General features: G+C 62.1%; 18 protein-coding genes. All 18 read left to right on the plus strand.

The genetic code is table 11. The features are described from left to right. Positions 1 to 148 precede the first annotated feature (148 nt). On the plus strand, positions 149 to 1285 hold the full coding sequence (locus ACMNAY_RS09855; protein ID WP_394976311.1) for a Gfo/Idh/MocA family protein: 1137 nt from the start codon (positions 149 to 151) through the stop codon (positions 1283 to 1285). Positions 1286 to 1377: 92 nt separating this feature from the next. Further along, positions 1378 to 2289 (plus strand): sugar phosphate isomerase/epimerase family protein, encoded by a 912-nt coding sequence (locus tag ACMNAY_RS09860; protein ID WP_418719291.1) that lies wholly within the window; start codon positions 1378 to 1380, stop codon positions 2287 to 2289. Between the two features lie 99 nt (positions 2290 to 2388). Beyond that, the gene (locus ACMNAY_RS09865) at positions 2389 to 3354 is read left to right on the plus strand and encodes an ABC transporter ATP-binding protein (RefSeq protein ID WP_418719252.1); all 966 of its coding nucleotides are present in this window, start codon (positions 2389 to 2391) and stop codon (positions 3352 to 3354) included. Next, positions 3351 to 4055, plus strand: a complete 705-nt coding sequence (locus ACMNAY_RS09870; protein ID WP_394976309.1) for an ABC transporter permease — start codon at positions 3351 to 3353, stop codon at positions 4053 to 4055. The genes ACMNAY_RS09865 and ACMNAY_RS09870 overlap by 4 nt, the downstream gene beginning before the upstream one ends. 11 nt (positions 4056 to 4066) lie before the next feature. After that, positions 4067 to 5527 carry a Gldg family protein gene (locus ACMNAY_RS09875; protein WP_418719253.1) on the plus strand — a complete coding sequence of 487 codons (1461 nt, stop codon included), beginning with the start codon at positions 4067 to 4069 and terminating at the stop codon, positions 5525 to 5527. After that, positions 5527 to 6960: a DUF4340 domain-containing protein gene (locus tag ACMNAY_RS09880; protein ID WP_418719254.1), complete on the plus strand. Its 1434-nt coding sequence runs from the start codon at positions 5527 to 5529 to the stop codon at positions 6958 to 6960. The genes ACMNAY_RS09875 and ACMNAY_RS09880 overlap by 1 nt, the downstream gene beginning before the upstream one ends. 187 nt (positions 6961 to 7147) lie before the next feature. Continuing rightward, the gene (locus ACMNAY_RS09885) at positions 7148 to 8263 is read left to right on the plus strand and encodes a substrate-binding domain-containing protein (RefSeq protein WP_418719255.1); all 1116 of its coding nucleotides are present in this window, start codon (positions 7148 to 7150) and stop codon (positions 8261 to 8263) included. A gap of 194 nt (positions 8264 to 8457) precedes the next feature. Next, a complete protein-coding gene (locus tag ACMNAY_RS09890; RefSeq protein WP_418719292.1) occupies positions 8458 to 9966 on the plus strand; it encodes a sugar ABC transporter ATP-binding protein in 1509 nt (502 codons plus the stop codon). 5 nt (positions 9967 to 9971) lie between these two features. Then, positions 9972 to 11018, plus strand: a complete 1047-nt coding sequence (locus tag ACMNAY_RS09895; RefSeq protein ID WP_394976305.1) for an ABC transporter permease — start codon at positions 9972 to 9974, stop codon at positions 11016 to 11018. Then, positions 11008 to 11985, plus strand: coding sequence for an ABC transporter permease (locus ACMNAY_RS09900; protein ID WP_394976304.1), 978 nt, complete (start codon positions 11008 to 11010; stop codon positions 11983 to 11985). The genes ACMNAY_RS09895 and ACMNAY_RS09900 overlap by 11 nt, the downstream gene beginning before the upstream one ends. 186 nt (positions 11986 to 12171) lie before the next feature. Further along, the gene (locus tag ACMNAY_RS09905; protein ID WP_418719256.1) at positions 12172 to 13284 is read left to right on the plus strand and encodes a Gfo/Idh/MocA family protein; all 1113 of its coding nucleotides are present in this window, start codon (positions 12172 to 12174) and stop codon (positions 13282 to 13284) included. 15 nt (positions 13285 to 13299) lie between these two features. After that, complete coding sequence (locus tag ACMNAY_RS09910; protein ID WP_418719257.1) at positions 13300 to 14202, plus strand: sugar phosphate isomerase/epimerase family protein; 903 nt, start codon at positions 13300 to 13302, stop codon at positions 14200 to 14202. 42 nt (positions 14203 to 14244) lie between these two features. Next, positions 14245 to 15195, plus strand: a complete 951-nt coding sequence (locus ACMNAY_RS09915; RefSeq protein WP_418719258.1) for an ROK family protein — start codon at positions 14245 to 14247, stop codon at positions 15193 to 15195. 80 nt (positions 15196 to 15275) lie between these two features. Further along, positions 15276 to 16280 carry a Gfo/Idh/MocA family protein gene (locus ACMNAY_RS09920; protein ID WP_418719293.1) on the plus strand — a complete coding sequence of 335 codons (1005 nt, stop codon included), beginning with the start codon at positions 15276 to 15278 and terminating at the stop codon, positions 16278 to 16280. Continuing rightward, positions 16277 to 17035 carry a DeoR/GlpR family DNA-binding transcription regulator gene (locus ACMNAY_RS09925; protein WP_418719259.1) on the plus strand — a complete coding sequence of 253 codons (759 nt, stop codon included), beginning with the start codon at positions 16277 to 16279 and terminating at the stop codon, positions 17033 to 17035. Before ACMNAY_RS09920 ends, ACMNAY_RS09925 begins: the two co-directional genes overlap by 4 nt. 192 nt (positions 17036 to 17227) lie before the next feature. After that, complete coding sequence (locus tag ACMNAY_RS09930; RefSeq protein ID WP_394976301.1) at positions 17228 to 17986, plus strand: N-acetylmannosamine-6-phosphate 2-epimerase; 759 nt, start codon at positions 17228 to 17230, stop codon at positions 17984 to 17986. 29 nt (positions 17987 to 18015) lie between these two features. After that, positions 18016 to 20295: a pyruvate formate lyase family protein gene (locus ACMNAY_RS09935; protein WP_418719260.1), complete on the plus strand. Its 2280-nt coding sequence runs from the start codon at positions 18016 to 18018 to the stop codon at positions 20293 to 20295. A gap of 10 nt (positions 20296 to 20305) precedes the next feature. Then, positions 20306 to 21214 (plus strand): glycyl-radical enzyme activating protein, encoded by a 909-nt coding sequence (locus ACMNAY_RS09940; RefSeq protein WP_418719261.1) that lies wholly within the window; start codon positions 20306 to 20308, stop codon positions 21212 to 21214.

Raw genomic sequence — 21214 nt, forward strand, 5'->3', positions numbered from 1 at the left:
ACAACCGCGCGCAGTTCCGTTTGTGCAGGTACGTTCACGGCCTTTTGCCCTGTTTTGTACCTGCCTGTTTTTATGAAACGCGCGGCCCCGCAACGGGGAAAGGATGGATGCAGCGGGCGCAAAGCCCCATTGAAAGGAGTAGTTACACATGAAACAACTGAAGGCTGGCGTGGTTGGCGTTGGGTTCATCGGTGCGGTGCACATCGAGCAGCTGCGCCGTCTGGGCAACGTGGAGGTCGTTGCCCTGGCGGACGAAGCCGGCGCCCAGGAAAAGGCCGACGCGCTGTATGTTCCCCATGCGTACACCAACTACAAGGATATGATCGACAACGAGCAGCTGGACTGCGTTCATATCTGCACTCCCAACAGCACCCATTACGAAATCGCCATGTACGCCATGGAGCGGGGCGTGAACGTCGTGTGCGAAAAGCCCATGACCTGCTCTGTGGAAGAGGCGGAGAAGCTGCAGGCTTACGCCAAGGAGAAGGGCCTGGTGAACGCCATGAACTTCAACTGCCGCTTCTACCCCATGGCCTATCAGATGCGCCAGATGGTGCGCAGCGGCGAGGTGGGCGACATCTACACCGTCCACGGCGGCTACCTGCAGGACTGGCTGTTCCTGGACACCGACTACAGCTGGCGTCTGGAGCCTGAGTTCACCGGCGCCTCCCGCGCCTTCGCGGACATCGGTTCCCACTGGATCGACCTGGTGGAGTACATCACCGGCCTGCGGGCGGTGGAGGTGATGGCGGACTTTGCCATCTTCCACAAGACCCGCAAAAAGCCCACCAAGGAGATCGCCACCTACTCCGGCATGGCCCTGCGTCCCGAGGACTACGAGGAAGTGCCCATCAACACCGAGGATTACGCCACCGTCCTGTTCCATATGGAGAACGGCGCCTGCGTTTCCTGCAACATCAGCCAGGTGTTCGCCGGCCGCAAGAACCAGATGATCGTGTCCGTGGCGGGTTCCCGCTGTGCCTTGCACTGGGATTCCGAGAACTCCAACGCCCTGTGGATCGGCCGCCGCGAGCGGGACAACGGCGAACTGGTGAAGGACCCCTCCATCCTGGACGCCGGCACCAAGGGCGTCATCAGCTATCCGGGCGGCCATGTGGAAGGCTTCCCCGACACCTTCAAGCAGAACTTCAAGAAGATCTACGCCGCCATCGCCGGCGGCAAGCCCGAGGACTACGCCACCTTTGAGGACGGCCTGCGTGAGATGCGCCTGTGCGAGAAGATCGTGGAGAGCGCCCGCGAGCGCCGCTGGGTGAGCCTGGTCTGAGGCACCGGTCATTCGACGAAAACCGCGCGCGGCGCGGGTGATAAAAAGCGCTTTGTTTTCAAAGGCGCCATTGAAGGAGGAAAACCCTTATGATGAAGCTTGGCGTTGTTTCTGCGATCCTGCCCACCCTGACCTTTGAGGAACTGATCGACTATGCCGCGGGCGTGGGGTTTGAGTGCGTGGAGGTCTGCTGCTGGCCCAAGGGCAAGGCTGCCCGGCGCTATGCGGGCGTGACCCACATCGACCTGGAGACCCTCACCGAGGAGAAGATGAAGTACTACACCGACTACGCCGCCTCCAAGGGCGTGGCCATCAGCTCCCTGGCCTACTATCCCAACCCCCTGGACGGCAACGAGGAAGCCGCGCAGGTGGCCATCGACCACATCATGAAGCTGATCGACGCTTCCGCCGCCATGGGCGTGAACATGGTCACCACCTTCATCGGCAAGGACAAGACCAAGTCCGTGGAAGAGAACCTGGAGAAGTACGTCAAGGTCTGGACCCCCATCGTGCGCCACGCCGAGGAGAAGGGCGTGAAGATCGGCATCGAGAACTGCCCCATGTACTACACCCAGGACGAGTGGCCCGGCGGCAACAACCTGGCCTCCACTCCCTACATCTGGCGCAAGATGTTCGAGCTCATCCCCACCCAGAACCTGGGCCTGAACTACGACCCCAGCCATCCCTACCTGCTGGGCGCCGACTATGTCAAGCCCCTGTATGAGTTCAAGGACCGCATCTTCCATGTCCACTTCAAGGACATCAAGATCGACCAGGACAAGGTCAACGAGTACGGCCGCTTCGCTCATCCCGCCCTGTGGCATTCTCCCAAGCTGCCCGGCCTGGGCGGCGTGGACTTCGGCGCTTTCTGCTCCGCGCTGAACGACATCCGCTACACCGGCCCCGCCTGCATCGAGGTGGAGGACCGTGCCTTTGAGGGCAGCCTCGAGGACGTGAAGAGCGGCATCGAACAGAGCTACCGCTACATGCGTCAGTTCGTCTGATTGCGACCCGCATCTTACATTTAAAACAGGAGCGCCCGCGCGCCGGCTTGCGGCGCGCGGGCAGCCCCGAACCTGCATCTTTGAAAGGAGGCGCAGCCCATGATCGAAGTGCGGCACCTCACAAAACAATACGGCGCCAAAACGGCGCTGAACGACGTGAGCTTTTCTGTTCCGCGCGGCCAGGTGCTGGGCCTTCTGGGCCTGAACGGCGCCGGAAAGTCTACCACCATGAACATCATCGCCGGGTGCCTTGCCGCCACCAGCGGCACCGTGACCATCGACGGGGTGGACATCGTGAAAGACCCTCTGGCCGCCAAGAAAAAAATCGGCTATCTGCCCGAGATCCCGCCGCTTTATGTGGACATGAAGGTGGAGGACTTCCTCTCCTTCGTCTATGAACTCAAAGGCCTGCGGGGCGACCGACGGGGGGCTTTGGGGCAGGTATGCGAGAAAGCCGGCGTCACCAACGTGCGCGGGCGCATCATCAAAAACCTTTCCAAGGGCTACCGCCAGCGGGTGGGCCTTGCGGCCGCCATGCTGGGCGAGCCCGCCGTGCTCATTCTGGACGAGCCCACCGTGGGCCTCGACCCCACCCAGATCATCGAGATCCGCTCCCTTATCGAGCAGGTGGGCAGGGAGCACACGGTCATCCTGTCCTCTCACATCCTGTCGGAGATCCAGGCGGTGTGTGAGCGGGTCATCGTGCTGAACGAGGGCCGGCTGGTGGCTGACGACACACCCGAAAATCTGGAGAACGCCATCCAGAGTAAGAACAGCTGCGTGGCGCTGATCGAGGGCGAGCCGGAGCAGGTGCTGGCGGCGCTGGAGCGCGCGCCCAGCGTGGAGAGCGCCGAACGGCTGGGCCTTTCCGAGCCCGGCGTTTGGGAATACCGCATCCGCGGCAAAGAGGACGCCGACATCCGCCGGGACGTGTTCAACGTCCTTAGTGAAGCCCATCTGCCCCTTCTGGGCACCCGCAGCGCCCATGTCACCCTGGAGGATGTGTTCCTCCGGCTGGTGGGTGCGCAGACTGAGACTGCAGAAGAGGAGGCACCCCAGGAATGATTGCCATCCTCAAACGGGAGACCAACGCCTACTTCGACACCCCGCTGGGCTATGTTTTTCTGGCGGTGTACTATCTGTTCGCGGGCTTTTTCTTCTTCCATTACAACCTCTACGGCAACTCCACGGACATGCGTTCGCTGTTCAGCATTCTGTTCACCGTAACGCTGTTCCTCATCCCCATCCTCACCATGCGCCTGATGAGCGAGGATCGGCGCACCCGCACCGACCAGCTGCTGATGATGGCGCCGGTGTCCACTCTGTCCATCGTGATGGGCAAGATGCTGGCCGCCGTCATCGTCTATCTCACCGCCCTGTGCATCACTCTGGTGCAGGCGGCGGTGCTGTCCACCTTTGCCGCGGTGGAGTGGAGCGTGATCATCGGCCACTTCCTGGGCCTTCTGCTGATGGGCATGGCGCTGATCGCGGTGGGGCTGTTCATCTCCGCGCTGACCGAAAATCAGATCATCGCGGCCATCGGCGGCTTCTGCGTGGGCTTCTTCCTCATGCTGCTGGACTCGCTGGCCGGCATGATCAGCAACTCGGTGCTGGCGGGCTTTGTGTCCGACCTGTCCTTCCAGACCCACTACCAGAACTTCACGCTGGGCATCTTCGATTTCTCCGACGTGCTGTTCTATGTCAGCGTCAGCGCGCTGTTCGTGTTCTTTACCTGCTGCGCCTTTGAAAAACGCAGGATCGCATAAGGAGGTGCGGCGTGAAAAAGATCTTCAACCGAAAGACCGGCGTGCAGAGCGTCTACCTGATCGCGGGGGCGCTGGCGCTGTTGCTGGTGATGCTGCTGAACATCGCCGCGGGGGCCATCGCCGAGCGTTACCCCCTCACCTTCGACCTCACCAGCGACGGCCTGTTCGGCCTGAGCGACGAGACCGTCTCTTACATTGAAACGCTGCAGGACCCTGTGACCATCCAGGTGCTGGCCACGGAGGACGTGTTCGAGAACAACTCCACCTACAACGCCCAGGCCAGCGAGATCATGCGTCAGTTCGAAAAGTACTCCGACGCGGTGGATCTGGTCTATGTGGACTATGTTTCCGACCCCACCTTTGCTTCCAAATACCCGGACATGAGCCTCAAGCAGGGCGACATCATCGTCTCCGGCAACGGCAGGGACCGCCAGGTCAAGACCGAGGAATTGTTCAACTACACATATGATTCCAACGGCAACCTGACCATTGCCTCCTCCCGGGCCGAGGAAGCCATCCTCAGCGCGGTGCTCTACGTCACCAGCGACACCATCCCCGGCGTGGCGGTGGTGAGCGGCCACGGCGAGACCAGCGCCTCCGCATTCACCAAGCTGCTGAGCACCAACAATTACAATGTAGAGGAGGTCAACCTTCTCACCGGCTCCCTGCCGGAGGACGCTCAGGTGATCGCCCTGCTGACGCCCACCACCGACCTGTCCCCCGAGGAGATCGAGCTGCTGGACGCCTTCCTGAAGAACAACGGCGAATACGGTCGGACCCTGCTGTACTGCGCCAGCCCCGAACAGGCGGCTTTGCCCAACCTGGAGGCCTTCCTGGCCGAGTGGGGCGTGGCGGTGGGCGACGGTCTCGTCTTCGAGACCGACCCCAACCGGGTGTACTCCACCCAGCCCTTCTACGCCATTGCGGACTATGTGAACGAGACCTACGCCGCCATGGTGGACACCGACGTGCCCATGCTGGTGCCGGTGAGCCGCCCGCTGGAGATCCTGTTCACCCAGCAGGAGAGCTACTATACCGACACCCTTCTGGAGTTCGGCGCCAGTTCCGGCGTGCGTCCCTCCGACGCGGGCGAGGGCTTTACTTCCGACGACGCCACCCGCACCGGGCCCATGCCCGCGCTGGTGCAGTGCTCCTACCGGGCATACGACAGCCAGAACGCAAGCGTGGTCAAGGCCAGCTCCAGCGTGCTGGTGAGCGGCTCGGTGGAGATGCTGGCGAGCTATGTGCTCAACAACAACTCCTTCGCCAACGCCCAGTACCTCACCAGTGTGCTCAACAGCCTGTGCGAGCGCACCGATACCATCGCCGTCACTCCCAAGACCATCGCCGGCAAAGCCCTGAACATCACCCAGGCGCAGGCGGATACGCTGGGCAACCTGTTCGTGTTCGTCATCCCGCTGGTCACGCTGGCGCTGGGCGCGTTCGTCTGGCTGAGCAGGAGGCATAAGTAATGAGCAAACCACTCAAGATGCTTGTTTTCGTGCTGGCCGCCACCGTGGCGCTGGGCGCGGGCGTGTGGCTGTTGCTCACCGCCCCGCAGGAAACGGCGGAGCCTGAGGACAGCACTCTTTATCTGGAGACCCGCACTCCCGACCAGATCCAGTCCATCGCGGTGGATAACCTCAGCGGGGGCTACACCGTTGAGAAGGAAGGGGAGGGCTACCGCCTCCACGACATCCCGGCGGAGCAGGTGAACAGTGAGTATCTGGATATGCTGCTGGACGAGGCGTCCAGCATCCAGTACCTCACAGAAGTCACCGACGATCTCTCCCGCCTGGCGGACTACGGCCTGGCTGAGCCCGAAGCGGTGGTGGAGATCACCTACACCGACGGCGCCTCCCGCCGGCTGCTCATCGGCGCGAAGGAGCCGGTGGACTCCGGCCGCTACTTCATGGAGGACGGCGGCGACAAGATCCTTCTGATGAAGGACAACCGCAGCATCCGCTTCACCATGCCGGTGGAAAACTACATCGACTTCATCATCATCCCGCCGGAGGAGACCACCTCCGTGCTCAGCGAGCTGCAGGACATCACCTTCTCCGGCACCAGCCTGGAAACGCCCATCGTGCTGAAGGCTGTTCTGCCCGAGCGGGCGGATCTGCAGCGAATCGGCCTGAGCTACGGTGCACTGACCCATCTGGTGGTGGAGCCCGGCCTGCATGAGGCCAGCGCCACCGCGCTGAGCACCATCGCCGACCAGCTGTTCGGCCTGATCTCCGAGGGCATCGTGGCCTACAACTGCACCGAGGAGGAGTTGGCCGCCTATGGGTTTAATGAGCCCTGGCTTCAGATCGACTTCGACTATAAAAACGGCAAGGACGCCCCCGTGACGCCCTACTGCCTGCGGGTGAGCCAGGACGAGGAGGGCTACATCGCCACCGTGAACGACGAGGGCGTTGTCTACCGCATCCTCGACCAGGACTTTTTGCACATCACCTACAACGACGTGGTGCTGCGCTGGTTCGTCTCTCCCTTCATCACCGATGTGGCGCAGCTGACCATTTCTTCGCCCGACAGTGAATATACATATAAACTGACAGGGGCCACGGCCAAAGAACTCACCGTGACCGACGGCCAGGGCAACCCCATGGACAGCACCGGCTTCTCCTCGCTGTTCAATCTGACCACCTCGGCCGCCTCCGACGGCGCGCTGCTGGCGGAGGAACCGGCGCTGCCCGATGAGCCGCTGCTCACCATTCGCTATCAGTACCACGACGCGGAAAAAGCGGACGATGTGCTGAACTTCTACGATGCGGGCCAGCGGCGGCTGTATGTGGAAGTGAACGGTGTTTGCGAGGCATCCATGCGGCAGAATTATCTGGATGTGTTGCTGAACGCCTGTGCCGCCTATTCCAACGGAGAAAGTTTTTCTGTGGAATGGTGACAAAAATAACGAGTTGAAACTGTTTTTTTGCATAAATCTGATATTTTCTGTTGAGAAATGCAAGAAAATGTGCTAAAATGAAAATGCGTTAGAGAGGGGAATGCGGCCGCGCGGCCGCAGATCAGCGTGATAATTTGGGGAGCGGATGTCGCTCCTTGGATTATAAATTTTTTAAGGAGGAAAACCCATGAAAAAAGTTCTCAGCGTTCTTTTGGCTGTGGCTTTGGTGAGCACCCTGTTCGTCGCTTGCGGCGGCGGTGGTACTTCCCCTTCCACTCCCAGCAGCGGCGGGACCAGCACTTCCACTCCCGCCTCTGAGCCCGCCGGGGAAACCACTGGCGGTTTCAAAGTGGCCTCTCACAACGCGGTCATCGAGGGCAACGCCTATCGTGCCGTGTATGAGGACCAGATGTCTGAGGCTGTTGAGCTGGCCAAGGCCGATGGCCTGATCAGCGAGTACAACAGCTTCGTGGCCAACAATGACCCTGCTCTGGAGACCCAGCAGATCGAGCAGACCATCAACGAAGGCTACGACATCATCATCGTGAACCCCATCGCGGCCTCCGGCCTGGATGCGGTCATCGACAAGGCTGTTGAAGCCGGCATCACCTACGTGAACGCCGACTGCGTCTACGACTCCGACAAGATCCTGAACGTTGTCGTGAACCAGGACGCCTGGGCCAAGAACGCCTCTGATTTCGTCATCGAGACCCTGGGCGAGGGCGGCAAGGTCATCCAGTTCAAGGGCATCGAGGGCAACTCTGCCACCGAGATCCGCAACGCTCGCTGGACCACCGATCTGGAGGCCGCTGGCGTCGAGATCGTCAAGAGCGTGGCTCACAACTGGAGCGACGTTGAGTCCAAGCAGCTGATGAGCGAGATCCTGGCCTCCGGCCTGGAGTTTGACGGCATCATCAACGAAGAGGCCGCCAACGGCATCATGGACGCCATCGAGGAAGCCGGCGCTGATTACCCCGGCTGCATCACCTCTTCCGAGGAGATCGCCTGGATCCGCCGTATCGCCGACATCAACAAGGATGAGCTGGTTTGCCCGTTCATCGTTGTTGAGAACCCTCCGGGAATCGGTGCTACCGCTCTGGCCATCGCTCTGAACATCCGTCAGGGCAACGAGCTGGATCCCGCCAAGATGACCGGCGAGAACGCCATCTACTATGATCCCCAGTGGATCATGACCTACGACAACATGCAGGAGATGCTGGATTCCGTGGCTGATCTGCCCGATTCCACCTCTGTGTCCTCCTACATGACCGTCGAGGAAGCCAAGGCCGCTTACTTCAAGTAAAAAGCCGCGGCTGCACAGCCAAGTGCAACGCGAAAGCGACGGGTTCGCCGGCGGACCACCAGGTCCGCCGGCGAAAACCGTACTTAATGTATGTTTCATGAATTCTCCTTAAAAAGTCATTCAAACGACCTGCCGCCGGCTGCGCCGCGGCATCACTCAAATTTGCAGAATTGGAGGGATACTCCTTGCTGAAGATGACCGGGATCAGTAAGAATTTCGACGCCGTCAAAGCGCTGAACAACGCGTCGCTGGAAGTCAAAGCGGGCGAGATCATGGCGCTGCTCGGTTCCAACGGCAGCGGCAAATCCACCATGGTCAAAGTCCTCAGCGGCCTTGTGAACCCCACGGCGGGCACCATCAAGATCGACGGCAAGACCGTGCAGATCCGCTCCGGCGCCGACGCGCGCCGCAACGGTGTTGCTGTGGCCTATCAGGATCTGTCGCTTGTGCCTCAGATGAGCGTGGTGGACAACATCGCCCTGGGCGCGGAGCCCAGCGGCAAAGTTGGCATGGTGGACCGCAAAAAGGCGCTGGAAACGGCGGAGTTCTACCTGAAAAAACTCAAGATCGACGTGGAGCCCGACGCGCTGGTGCAGTTTTTGATGCCCAGCACCCAGAGCATGGTGGAGATCGCCAAGGCCCTGGCCCTCAAGCCGAAGATCCTGATCCTGGACGAGGCGACGGCGTCCCTCCACTCCGACGAAGTGGACACGGTGTTTGAGGTCCTGCAGGAGCTGAAAGCCCAGGGCGTGGCCATCATCATCGTGACCCACCGTATGAGCGAGATCTTCCGCGTGTGCGACCGCTGCACCATCCTCAAGGGCGGCGAGACGGTTGCCAGCGGCAATATCAAGGACATGGATCTGGACGAGATCGTGTTCCATATGACCGGCAAAAAGCCGGACCACTCCGCCGGCGCCGGCCAGCACCTGGAGCACACCAACAAGGAAGAAGACCTCCTGCTGGACGTCAAGGGCCTGTCGCTGCCTCCCAAGCTGGACAGTGTGGACTTCCGCGCCTACCGCGGCGAAGTTGTGGGCATCGGCGGTCTGGACGGCCAGGGCCAGGCGGACTTCATCCGCGCCCTGCTGGCGGACCAGAAACCCTCCAGCGGCACCATCGTCTACAAGGGCCGCGAGGTCCACTACCACAGCCCCGCCGACGCCATCGCCGATGACATGGGCTTCATCAGCGGCGACCGCGCCCGCGAGTCCATCTTCCCCATCCGCAGCGTGGCGGAGAATATCTTCGCCGGCAGCGCTGCCAAGGGCAAGCTGTTCGCCCCGCTGATGCCCAAGACCGTGAACGACTTCGCTCAGAAGGCCATGGACGACTACGGCATCGTGGCCGGCAGCAAAGCTCATCCGGCCAGTTCGCTGTCCGGCGGCAACCAGCAGAAGCTGGTGGTGGGCCGCTGGATCGCCCTGTCGCCCGCGCTGCTCCTGCTGGACGACCCCACCAAGGGCGTGGACATCCACTCCCGTCACGAGATCCACGAGATTCTGAAAAAGTGCCTGGAAGACGGCATGAGCGTGATCTATGTCTCCAGCGACAACGAAGAGCTGCTGGAGATCTCCGACCGCATCTATGTCTTCTATGAAGGCAAGATCAGCGCTCAGCTGGTCGGCGCCGACCGCACCGAAGAGAAACTGGTGGCGGCGATGCTGGGCCTGAGCGAAAACACCGCGAAAGGGGAGGCCTGACGAAGATGAAAGAGAGATTCAATAAGCTCAAGACCTCTCCCTCTTATTCGGGTCTGGTCCTGATGGTCGCGGCGCTGGTGGTCTACTTCCTGGTGCAGTACATCCAGGACCCCGGCACCTTCTTCACCGTGAAGACCTACAACAACTTCGCGGCCCTGTTCAAGAACTACACGCCCCTGATCCTCATCACCATGGCCCAGGCCCTGCTGATGCTGATGGGCATCATCGACATCTCCATTGGTATCCAGCTGAGCTTTGCCAACGTGCTGGCGGTCATGCTGCCTGAGTGGACCGGCATGCCTGTGGCTCTGGCGTGGGTGCTCACCGTTTGCGCCAGCGTGGTGCTCGCCACCATCAACGGCCTGGTGGTCTCCTACCTGCGTATCCCGCCCCTGCTGGCCGGCTACGCCATGATCTACATCGTCAAGGGCATCAACCTGCTGATCCGTCCCGCTCCGGGCGGCAGCGTTCCCACCGAGATCAACCGCTTCTACGACCATCTGTGGGGCGGCGTTGTTCCCACCAGTGTCATCATCATCTTCCTGTGCTATCTGGGCTGGATGTACCTCAAGCGCACGCCGCTGCTGCACCATGTCTACGCCATCGGCGGCAACGAGCGCAACGCCTTCGCCACCGGCATCAACAGTGCCGCCACCAAGGTGAAGGTATACGCCATCGCGGGTCTGCTCACCGGCATCGCCGGCCTGTGCTACACCGCGGCCTACTCCACCGGCAACCCCATCACCGGCGAGGCCTACGGCCTGCAGACCATCAGCGCCTGCATTCTGGGCGGCATTTCTCTGGCGGGCGGCTGGGGCACCATGGCCTGCGCTCTGTTCGGCGTCGGCTTCCAGCTGCTGGTCCAGACCTCCGTTCCCAAAATCTTCTCCATGATCCCCGGCCAGTACAACACCTATTGGCACAACCTCGTGTCCGACAGCATCATCCTCATCGGTCTGATCTGCACCATCTTTGCGGTCAAGGCTCAGCGTGAGACCCTGCTCAAGGGCATCAAGAAGCAGATCAAAGGAGGAATGAGCGATGAAAAGTAACACTGCCTCCAAAATCAAGACCTTCACCAAAAACAACCAGATCGGCATGGCGCTGATCATCAGCGCCGTCCTGTTCCTGGCCACCATCATCCTCAACCCCAAGAGCCTGAACCCCGTGGCCTTCGGCAGCATCCTGTCCCTGACCTCCATGCTGCTCATCGCCGCCGCCGGCCAGACCCTGGTCATCATCAGCGACGGTATTGATATGTCCGTGGGCGCCACTATGTCCATGACCGCCCTCATCACCGTGGCTGTGATGCAGGGCAAGGACAGCATCGGCCTGATGTTCGCCGCCATGGCTGCCTGCCTGGTGGTGGGCGCGGTGATCGGCCTGTGCAACGGCATTGGCGCCGTTCGCGCCGGCCTGCCTCCCATGGTCGTCACCCTGTACATCTCCAACATCGTCACCCGTCTGCAGTACGTGTTCACCGGCGGCACCCCTGAGTACACCAGCGTGCCCGACTGGTTCCGCAAACTCATCACCACCCGCCTGTTCGGTTTCTTCCCCACCATCGTCTTCTTCGCGGTGGCCTTCCTGGTGGTGGTATTCTTCCTGCTGTCCCGCACGCGGTACGGCCAGCAGCTCACCCTCACCGGCAACAACAACCGGGCAGCCTTCCTCACCGGCATCAAGACCACCAAGGTCAAGATGCTCAACTACACCATCGCGGGCATGCTGGGTGGCCTGGCCGGCTTCATCGGCGCGGGCAACTCCGGCTTCATCAAGTGCGGCACCTATGACAGCATGACCATGGACTCCATCGTGGCCGTTGTCATCGGCGGCACCCTGCTCAGCGGCGGCAAGGGCAGCTATGTGGGCACCGCTGCCGGCGCCCTGCTGCTCATCATCCTGTCCAACGGCCTGGCGGTGCTCCAGGTTTCCGACAGCATGAAGAACCTCATCATGGGCGTTGTGCTCATCATCCTTCTGACGGCCTACAACCGGGCCAAACCGGTGCGCCAGTAAGGCATCAAAGCGCCGGGACCCCCTATGCGGCAGCATCGCGCGGTCCCGGCCTTTTTTGTGCAAAAGAGCAAAAAATGTTGTGCGTTTCACTGATAATGCTCAAAAATTTTCGTAAATGTTGATTTTTGAAAAAATTTGGAGTATTTTTAAAGTATAAAATCTTTTCAAAAAAGGAGATCGCACACGATGGATAAAGAGACTTTGCTCAACGAGATCGTAGCGGCAACCCTGCCTCCCGTGCCCAAGCGCAAGGATTGGAGGATCGGCTGCGTGGGAGCCGGCTTTATTATGCGTGACTGCCAGCTGGCGGCCTATCGCGACATGGGCTTCTCTCCCTATGCCATCACCTCCCTCTCCCGAGAGGAGAGCGAGGCGGTAGCCAAGCAGTATGATATCCCCAAGGTGTACGACAGCTGGATGGAACTGCTGGCGGACCCCGAGGTGGAGATTGTGGACATCGCCATCCCGCCCGATAAGCAGCTGGACGTGGTGCGCGAGGCGGTCAAGCATCCCAACATCAAGGGCATCCTGTGCCAGAAGCCTCTGGCCATGTCCCTGGAGGACGCCCGCGAGACCGAGCGCCTGTGCCGCGAGGCCGGCGTGACCGTGGCTGTGAACTCCAACATGCGTTATGACCAGTCCATGCGCGCGCTGAAGTACGTTCTGAACAAGGGCCTGCTGGGCGACGCGGTCATCGCCACCATCGAGATGCGCGCCATTCCTCACTGGCAGACCTTCCTGCAGGAGTACGACAAGTTGGAGATCTTCGGCATGGGCATCCACCATGTGGACATCTTCCGCTACCTGTTCGGTGACCCCGAGAGCATCACCTGCGTGTGCCGTACCGACCCGCGCACCCAGTTCGAGCACACCGACGGCATCACCCAGTACACCTATCATTACAAGAACGGCCTGATGGCCACCAGCCTGGACGACGTGTGGGCCTGGCCCAACGACCCCTGCGCCAAGGATACCTACATCAAGTGGCGTGTGGAGGGCACCGACGGCTTCGCTCAGGGCACTGTGGGCTGGCCCAAGTACCCCGAGCACTGCCCCAGCACCTTTGAGATGGCCTGCAAGGAGTTCCCCGGCGAGTGGCTGCGCCCCACCTGGGACACCGTCTGGTTCCCCGACGCCTTCCGTGGCACCATGTCCAGCCTGCTGTGCGCCATCGAGGCCGGCGCTGAGCCGGAGATCTCCGTGCGCGACAACCTGAACACCATCGCCTGCGTGGAGACCTGCTACAAGTCCATTGCCGAAAAGCGCACCGTCACTCTGGACGAAGTGCTGAACGCGTAAAAGGAGGAAACTGACATGATCCCTGTTGGTATTTTCACCGGCTATTATCCCTGCACCATCGACGAGACCATCCGCCGCATCAAAGAGCAGGGCTTCTCCTGCGTGCAGCTGGACGTCTCCTTTAAGGACTGCGACGCCACCAAGGGTGAGCTGACCGACGAAAAGGCGGAGGAGATCCGGGGCAAATTCCGTGACGCCAACCTGCCTGTTGTGGCTCTGTCTGCCTACACCAACTTCGTTCATCCCGACCCGGAGAAGCGGGCCGCCAACATCGCCTATTTCAAGGACATGATCCGCTTTGCCCGCAAGCTGGGCTGCGGCTATGTGGCCAGCGAGACCGGCACCTACAACCCCGAGAGCGACTGGGTGTGGGACGACAAGAACGCTTCCGAGGAGGCCTACCAGGAGGCCCTGGCCATCATCAAAGAGCTGGTGGCCTGCGCTGAGGAAAACGGCGTGACCTTCATCGTGGAGAACTACATCAACAACGTGATCGGCAGCGTGGAGCAGGTGGAGCGCCTGATGGCCGACGTGAACAGCCCCAACCTGGCGCTGATCTGCGACCCCACCAACTACTTCACCGGCGCCAACATCGGCAACATGGACGCCGAGCTTGAGAAGATCTTCGACCGGCTGGCCCCCTATATGCGCATCGCCCACGCCAAGGACTGCAAACTGGCGGAGGACGTGTCCGAGAAGCACGCCGACATCGACGCCGACGAGTCCCATTCCTTCCGTGGTTCCGGCGACGTGGAGCTGCCCGCCGCGGGTCTGGGCTCCCTGAACTACGACCTGTATGTGCGGCTGCTGGCCAAGCATCATCCCAACATGCCGCTGATCATCGAGCACCTGGACGAGGGTGGCATCCCCCGCGCCAAGGAGTTCGTGGACGGCGTGCTGAAGAACGCGGGCGTATAAAACCGCTCCACCATCCCATTCTTACGAGAGGCAGGAACATCCATGAAGTATTACCTCGGCATCGACCTCGGCGGCACCAACATCGCCACCGGCGTCATTGATGAAAACTATCAGTTCGTGGCCCGCCACAGTGTGCCCACCAAGGGCACCCGCCCCTTTGAGACGGTGGTGCGCGACATCGTGGCCGCCGCCCGCGCGGTGGTGGAGAAAGCCGGCCTGACTGAAAAGGACATCGAATACGTGGGCATCGGCGCGCCCAGCACCATCGAGCCGGGCACCCAGCGCATCGTGTTTGCCAACAACCTCGGCTGGAAAAAGGCCGACCTTGCGGGCGAGTTCCGCAAGCACTGGGACATTCCCGTGCGCATTGCCAACGACGCCGACTGTGCCGCTCTGGCGGAGTCCATCGCGGGCGCCGCGAAGGACTACGATAACGTGTTGATGCTGACCCTCGGCACCGGCGTGGGCGGCAGTTTCGTGATGAACAAGAAGATCTATCTGGGCGGCAACGGCTATGGCTGCGAGCCCGGCCACACCACCCTTGTCTTCAACGGCGTGCAGTGCACCTGCGGCCGGCGCGGCTGCCTGGAGGCCTATGCCTCGGTGACGGCCCTCATCCGCGAGACCATCGAGATGATGGCCGCCTGCCCCACCAGCCTGATGTGCGAGATCTGCGGCGGCAACATGAGCCGTGTCAACGGCCGCACCGCCTTCGACGCTGCCAAGCAGGGCGACGAAGCGGCCCTGCAGGTGGTCCACAACTATGTGGAATACCTGGCCGCGGGCATCGGCAGCCTGGTGACCGCTTTCCGGCCCACCGTCGTCATTCTGGGCGGCGGCCTGAGCAACGAAGGCGAATACCTTCTGGGGCCGGTGCGCCGCCGGGTGAGCGAGACGGTCTACGCCTCCGACCTGATGGATCCGCCTGCCATCCTCAAGGCGACCCTGGGCAACGACGCCGGCATCATCGGCGCTGCGCTGCTGGGCGCCTGAGCGCGAAAACCAGATCATACAGGGGCCTCCACAGACTGTTGTGGAGGCCTTCTGCGCCAAGGGAGGAATATCAGTTGAAGGTGCGATTCGGCATCATTGGCAGCAATTTCATCGTGGACTGGTTCCGCGAGGCCGCCGCGCTCTGTCCCGACTGCGAGATCACAGCCGTGTATTCCCGCACGGAGGAGCGGGCGCAAAAGCTGGCCCGGGAGTGGGGCGTGCCTCACGCCCACCACACGCTGGAGAGCCTTGCCGCCGACGATACGGTGGACGCGGTGTACATCGCAAGCCCCAACATCTGCCATGCCGAACAGGCCATCCGGATGATGGAGGCCGGCAAGCATGTGCTGTGCGAAAAGCCCATGGCCATCGACGCCGGAGAGCTGGCGCAGATGGAAGCAGCAGCAAAGGCCAACGGCGTTGTGCTGCTGGAGGCCATGCGCAGCGCCCACGGTCCTGTGGTGTCCGCACTGCGCAACGTTATGGAGCAGATCGGCCCCATCCGCACCGCATCCTTCGCCTATTGCCAGTATTCCTCCCGCTACGACAAGTGGAAAGCGGGCATCGTGGAGAACGCCTTTGACCCGACCATGGGCGGCGGCGCGCTCACCGACCTGGGCGTGTACTGCGTGCACATGCTGGTCATGCTGCTGGGCGTGCCCCGCAGCATCAGCGCCCATGCCGATTTCCTGCCCGGTTCCATCGACGCGATGGGCGACCTTGTCGCCCGTTACCCCGGCTTCAACGCCTGTCTGACCTACAGCAAACTCCATGAGAGCCATTGTCCCTGTGAGGTGGCCGGAGAAAACGGTACCATCCAGTTCGGCCCTGTGGGCGCGCCCCGGTGGGCACGCTGGAAACAGCGGGGCGAGGAGTGGAAAACGATAGAGCTTGCTATTTGCGAGCGGGACATGTATTATGAAATAGAAGACTTTATAGCCATGGTGCGGGGCGAACTGGACCCTGCGCCCTGGCAGCAGTGGTCCCGGGACGCAATGGCGCTTCTGGACCAGGCCCGCGGTCAGGCGGGGATCGATTATCGGCCGCACACCCCGCGGCCGGAAGAAACGAGGGGTTTTGTATGATCGCATCGGAACGCAGCCTGTATATCCTGCGGGCGATCCATGAGCGCGGCGTCATCAATCTGAAAGAAGTAGCGGTGGAGCTGGGCACCTCGGAAGCCACCATCCGCCGCGACCTGGAAAAACTGGAGCGTGCGGGCAAGCTCACCCGCGTGCAGGGCGGCGCCACCAGCAACGGCGGCGACGAGCCCGGCGATATGAGCGAGCTTGCCATGCGCAGCAAAATGCAGATCAACCATGCCGAAAAGCAGGCCGTTGCTGCCGAAGCCGCAAAAAACGTGCAGGACGGCGACACCGTCTTTCTGGACTGCGGCACCTCCATCGCGCCGCTGGGCACCATGCTGCTGCGGCGCAAGGTGCGCATCGTCACCTACAGCGCTTTGCTGCTGAGCCAGGTGAAGATGCCCAAGGCTGAACTGGTGATGCTGGGCGGCTCCTACGACCCCCACCACAGCATCTTCACCGGCACCATGGCCGAGCAGATGCTGCGCAGCTTCCGCTTTGACCATGCCTTCATCGGCTGCTACGGCGTGTCGCTGGCCGAGGGCAAGTGCTACGATCTGGACATGGCCAGCACCAACATCAAACTCATCGGCATGGAAAACGCCATGCATCGCTATCTGCTGCTGGACGACTCCAAACTGGAAAAACGGGGCTTCTACGGATTCGCGGACCTGGCTGCTTTTGACCGGGTGTACTGCACCCGCCCCCAGCAGCCCATGGAGCTTCCGAGGAACTTTGAACTCGTTCAAAAATGACGAGAATTGTTCATTTTTGAAAAATTAGTATTGAAAATGCAAACCGCTTGCGCTATAATTGTTATGGAAACAAAGGCGCGGCGGTTCGCATTTTTTTGCATCCGCGGCAGCGCAGGGGCTCGCCCCATAGTACGGCGCACCGCGGCCGAAACGGCGGTTTTCCGCCCGGTGGGGTGGGGAAAGGAAGGACTCATGAAAACCCAGGATCCGAAAAAGCGCGCCATCCTCGAAAGCTTCAAAAACGGCCTCATCGTGTCCTGCCAGGTCCAGTGGGACGATCCCATCTACACCGACGACATGGTGGTAAAAATGGCCGAGGGCGCCCGTTGGGCCGGCGCCGTGGGCATCCGCGCCAACTCCCCCGAGCAGATCCGCGCTATCAAGGAGAAGGTGGACCTGCCCATGATCGGCCTGTACAAAATTTGGCACGACGACACCGACGTGTTCATCACCCCCACTCTGGAGGCCGCCCGCGAGGTGTGGGAGGCCGGCGCCGAGATCATCGCGCTGGACTGCACCGACCAGATCACCCACGAGGGCCGTCCCGCCTGGGAACTGCTGCCCATCGTGAAGAAGGAGATCCCCGAGGCGATGATCTTTGCCGACGTCTCCAACTACAACGAGGCCAAGCGCGCCGTGGAGCTGGGCGCGGACATCGTGGGCCCCACCCTGTACGGCTACACCAAGGAGACCGCCTCCATCGAATATCCCGACCTGCGTGAGTTTGCCCGCATGTGCCGCGATATGGGCGACCAGGCATACTTTGTGATGGAGGGCCACATCTACTCGCCCGAAGACGCCATCAAGTGCCTGTACCTGGGCGCCCACAGCGTGGTGGTGGGCAGCGCCATCACCCGCCCGCACCTGACTGCCAAGCGCTTTGTGGACCTGATGAGCGGCTACCAGAACAACTGGCGCGACGCCGAAAAGAGCAAGCACCAGAAAAAATGAGCATCCTTAGATAAAAAGAGGGGACAGACATGGCAAAATTCAATGTGGACGGCATTCAAAATGTGGAAGTCAGCAAAAAGCTGCCTCCCCAGATGTCGCCCTGCGAGCAGCTGGCTCTCATGCAGCGGTACACCGATACCCACCGCGCCTGCGCGGATCTGAGCAAGGAAGAGCGGGAGATCCGCTGCCTGCAGGTGCTGTATCCCGCGCTGCTGCGCCGGATGGAGCCGGGCGATCTGTTCCTGGGCCGGCTGGATTTCCTGCCCATCGGCTTCGGCTGCGTCACCTCTCTGGGCGGCGTGGGGCACTACTGTGTGTTCGGCAAGCTGAAAGCCATGCGGGAGAGCCTGCCCACCGAGGCAGAAAAGCAGCAGCTGGACGCGCTGTACCAGTACTGGCTGGACCATGACTGCAAGACCATCTACTGCAACGAAGTGCTGATCGACGACGTGATCGGCCGCTTCATCGACTGCGAGACCCCCCTCATCGCCACGGCGCGGCTGTCCGGCATGATGCTGGACTACGAGGCCCTGCTCAGCGGCGGTGTGGACGGCCTGCGCGCGCGCATCGACGCGGGCGCGGCGGCCAACGGCGAGAACGCCTTCTACGCCGCCTCCCGGCAGGCGCTGGACTTGTTCTGCACCTGCGCCGAGCATTTGCGCGGTGAGGCGCTGGAGGCGGCCAAAACCGCCGACGGCCCCCGTGCGGCCCAGCTGAACGCCATGGCCACGGTGCTGGCGAACATCCAGCACGGCGCGCCCAAGACCTTCCCGGAGGCGCTGCAGCTGTTCTGGCTCTACGCGCTGATGGCGGGTGTCATCAACTACGGCCGTCTGGACGACCTGCTGGGGCCCTACCTCGCGGCGGACCTGGAAGCGGGCCGCCTCACCGAGGACGAGGCCTATGAGTACATCAAGTGCCTGTGGCGGATGATCGAGAACCGCCGCACCACCGTCAACGGGCGCATCATCGTGGGCGGCTACGGCCGCAAACACCCCCGGGAGGCGGACGTGTTCCTGCGCTTTGCCATGCGGGCGGCTACCGAGCTGCGCTATGTGGAGCCCCAGTTCACCCTGCGCGTCACCAAGGATATGCCGGAGGAAATTTGGGACTCCGCTATGGAGGCGCTGGGCCGGGGAGCCACCTATCCCACCCTCTACAACGACGACGTGAACGTGCCCGCGGTGTCCTACGCCATGCGGGTGGACGAAAAGACCGCCGAGCAGTATGTGCCTTTTGGCTGCGGCGAGTACGTCATCGCCGGCCAGAGCACCGGCACCCCCAACACCTGCATCAACCTGCTGAAGCTGCTGGAGATCGCCCTCAACGAGGGCATCGACCCCATGGACGGCAAGGACAAGAGCGACGGCGTGCCTCTGGCCCCGGCCGGCGAACTGCACAGCTTCGAGGACCTGTGGGCCCAGTACACCCGCCTGCTGGACCACTACCTTGATCTTTCCATCCACGCCCAGGTCCATTCCTACGAGGTCATGCGCCGCCAGGTGAGCTTTTTGTTCACCAGCCTGCTGATGGACGACTGCATCGCCCGGGGCAAGGCCGTGCTGGACGGCGGCGTGCGCTATCTGGGCGGCACCAACGAGACCTACGGCAACATCAACACTTCCGACGCGCTGTGGGCCATCAAGGACCTGGTGTACGACCAGAAGAAGTACACCCTGCCTCAGCTGGTGGCCGCGGCCAACGCCGACTTCGCCGGCGCGGAGGACATCCGCACCGCCCTGTGGAAGTGCGACAAGTACGGCAACGACCTGGACACCGCCGACGGCATGGCCGACCGGCTGTATCAGTTTGTGGCAAACGGTGTGCGTGACCGGGGCATCGCCGCGGGCATGCAGTACTACCTCATCGTCATCAGCAACAACCAGCTGAACACCGAGTGGGGCCGCCGCACCGCCGCCTCGCTGGACGGCCGCCACGCGGGCCAGTACATGAACCCCGCCAACAATCCCCAGGGCGGCGCCAACACCCACGGCCCCACCGCCATGCTCAACTCGCTGGCCAAGTTCGACGCCCGTCTCCACGGCGCGTCGGTGCAGAACATCAAGTTCGCCACCCCCTTCTTCCGGGAGAACCGGGAGAAGATCAAGGCCATGTTCAAGACCTACTTCGCCCGGGGCGGCTGCCATTTGATGGTCACCGTCATCGACCACGGTGTTCTGGAGGACGCGGTGGCCCATCCCGAGCGCTACCCCGACCTCATCGTGCGGGTCAGCGGCTTCTCGGCGGTGTTCGTCAATCTGGAGCCGGACATCCAGCAGGAGCTGATGAGCCGGGTCATGTATGAATGAGAGGCGCGCCATGACAAAGACCCTGCGGGTGATGGATGTGGAGCGGTTCGCCACCAAAGACGGGCCGGGCATCCGCACCACCGTGTTTTTAAAAGGCTGCCCCCTCCACTGCCCCTGGTGCGCAAACCCCGAGTCCCAGAGCGCTGTGCCGCAGCTTTTGTGGTTCGCCAACAAGTGCACCGCTTGCGGCGGCTGCCTGACCGCCTGCCCGCAAGGGGCCAGAAGCGGCAGGCCGGGGGAAAAGCCCCGGCTGGACCGGGAAAAGTGCATCGCCTGCGGCGCCTGCGCGGCGGTCTGCCCCGCCGGAGCGCTGCAGCTTTCGGGAACCGAGCGCACCCCCGAATCGCTGCTGGAAGAGGTGCTGCGGGACGCGGACTATTACGAGACCTCCGGCGGCGGCGTCACCGTCTCCGGCGGCGAACCGCTCACCCAGCCCGAAGCCCTGGCGGAATTTCTCGCTCTCTGCAAACAGCACGGCCTGCACACCGCCGCCGAGACCTGCGGCGCGTTCACGCCCGCGGCGCTGGAGACCTGCGCGCCCTATCTGGACCTGTTTCTCTTCGACTTGAAGAGCGTCGACAGCGCCCGCCTTGCCGAAGTGACCGGCGCGGACCTCGCCCGGGTGACCGCCAACCTGCGGCGCGCGGTGGAACTGGGCCGGGAGGTGGTGGTCCGGGTGCCGGTGATCCCCGGCTTCAACCACGACGAGGCCGGCATGAAGGGCATCTTTGCCCTGGCGCTGGACTGCGGCGCAAAGCGGCTGGACCTTTTGCCCTATCACACTCTGGGCAAAAACAAATACGCCGCGCTGGACCGGGCCTACCCGCTGGGCGACGTCCCCATGCTCACCAAAGCAGAAGTGGAGCCCTGGCGGCAGATGGCCTGCTCCATGGGGCTGGACGCCCGGGTGGGCGGCTGA

It is taken from the genome of Candidatus Allofournierella merdipullorum (assembly GCF_048426865.1).
GTDB lineage: Bacteria > Bacillota > Clostridia > Oscillospirales > Ruminococcaceae > Allofournierella_A > Allofournierella_A merdipullorum.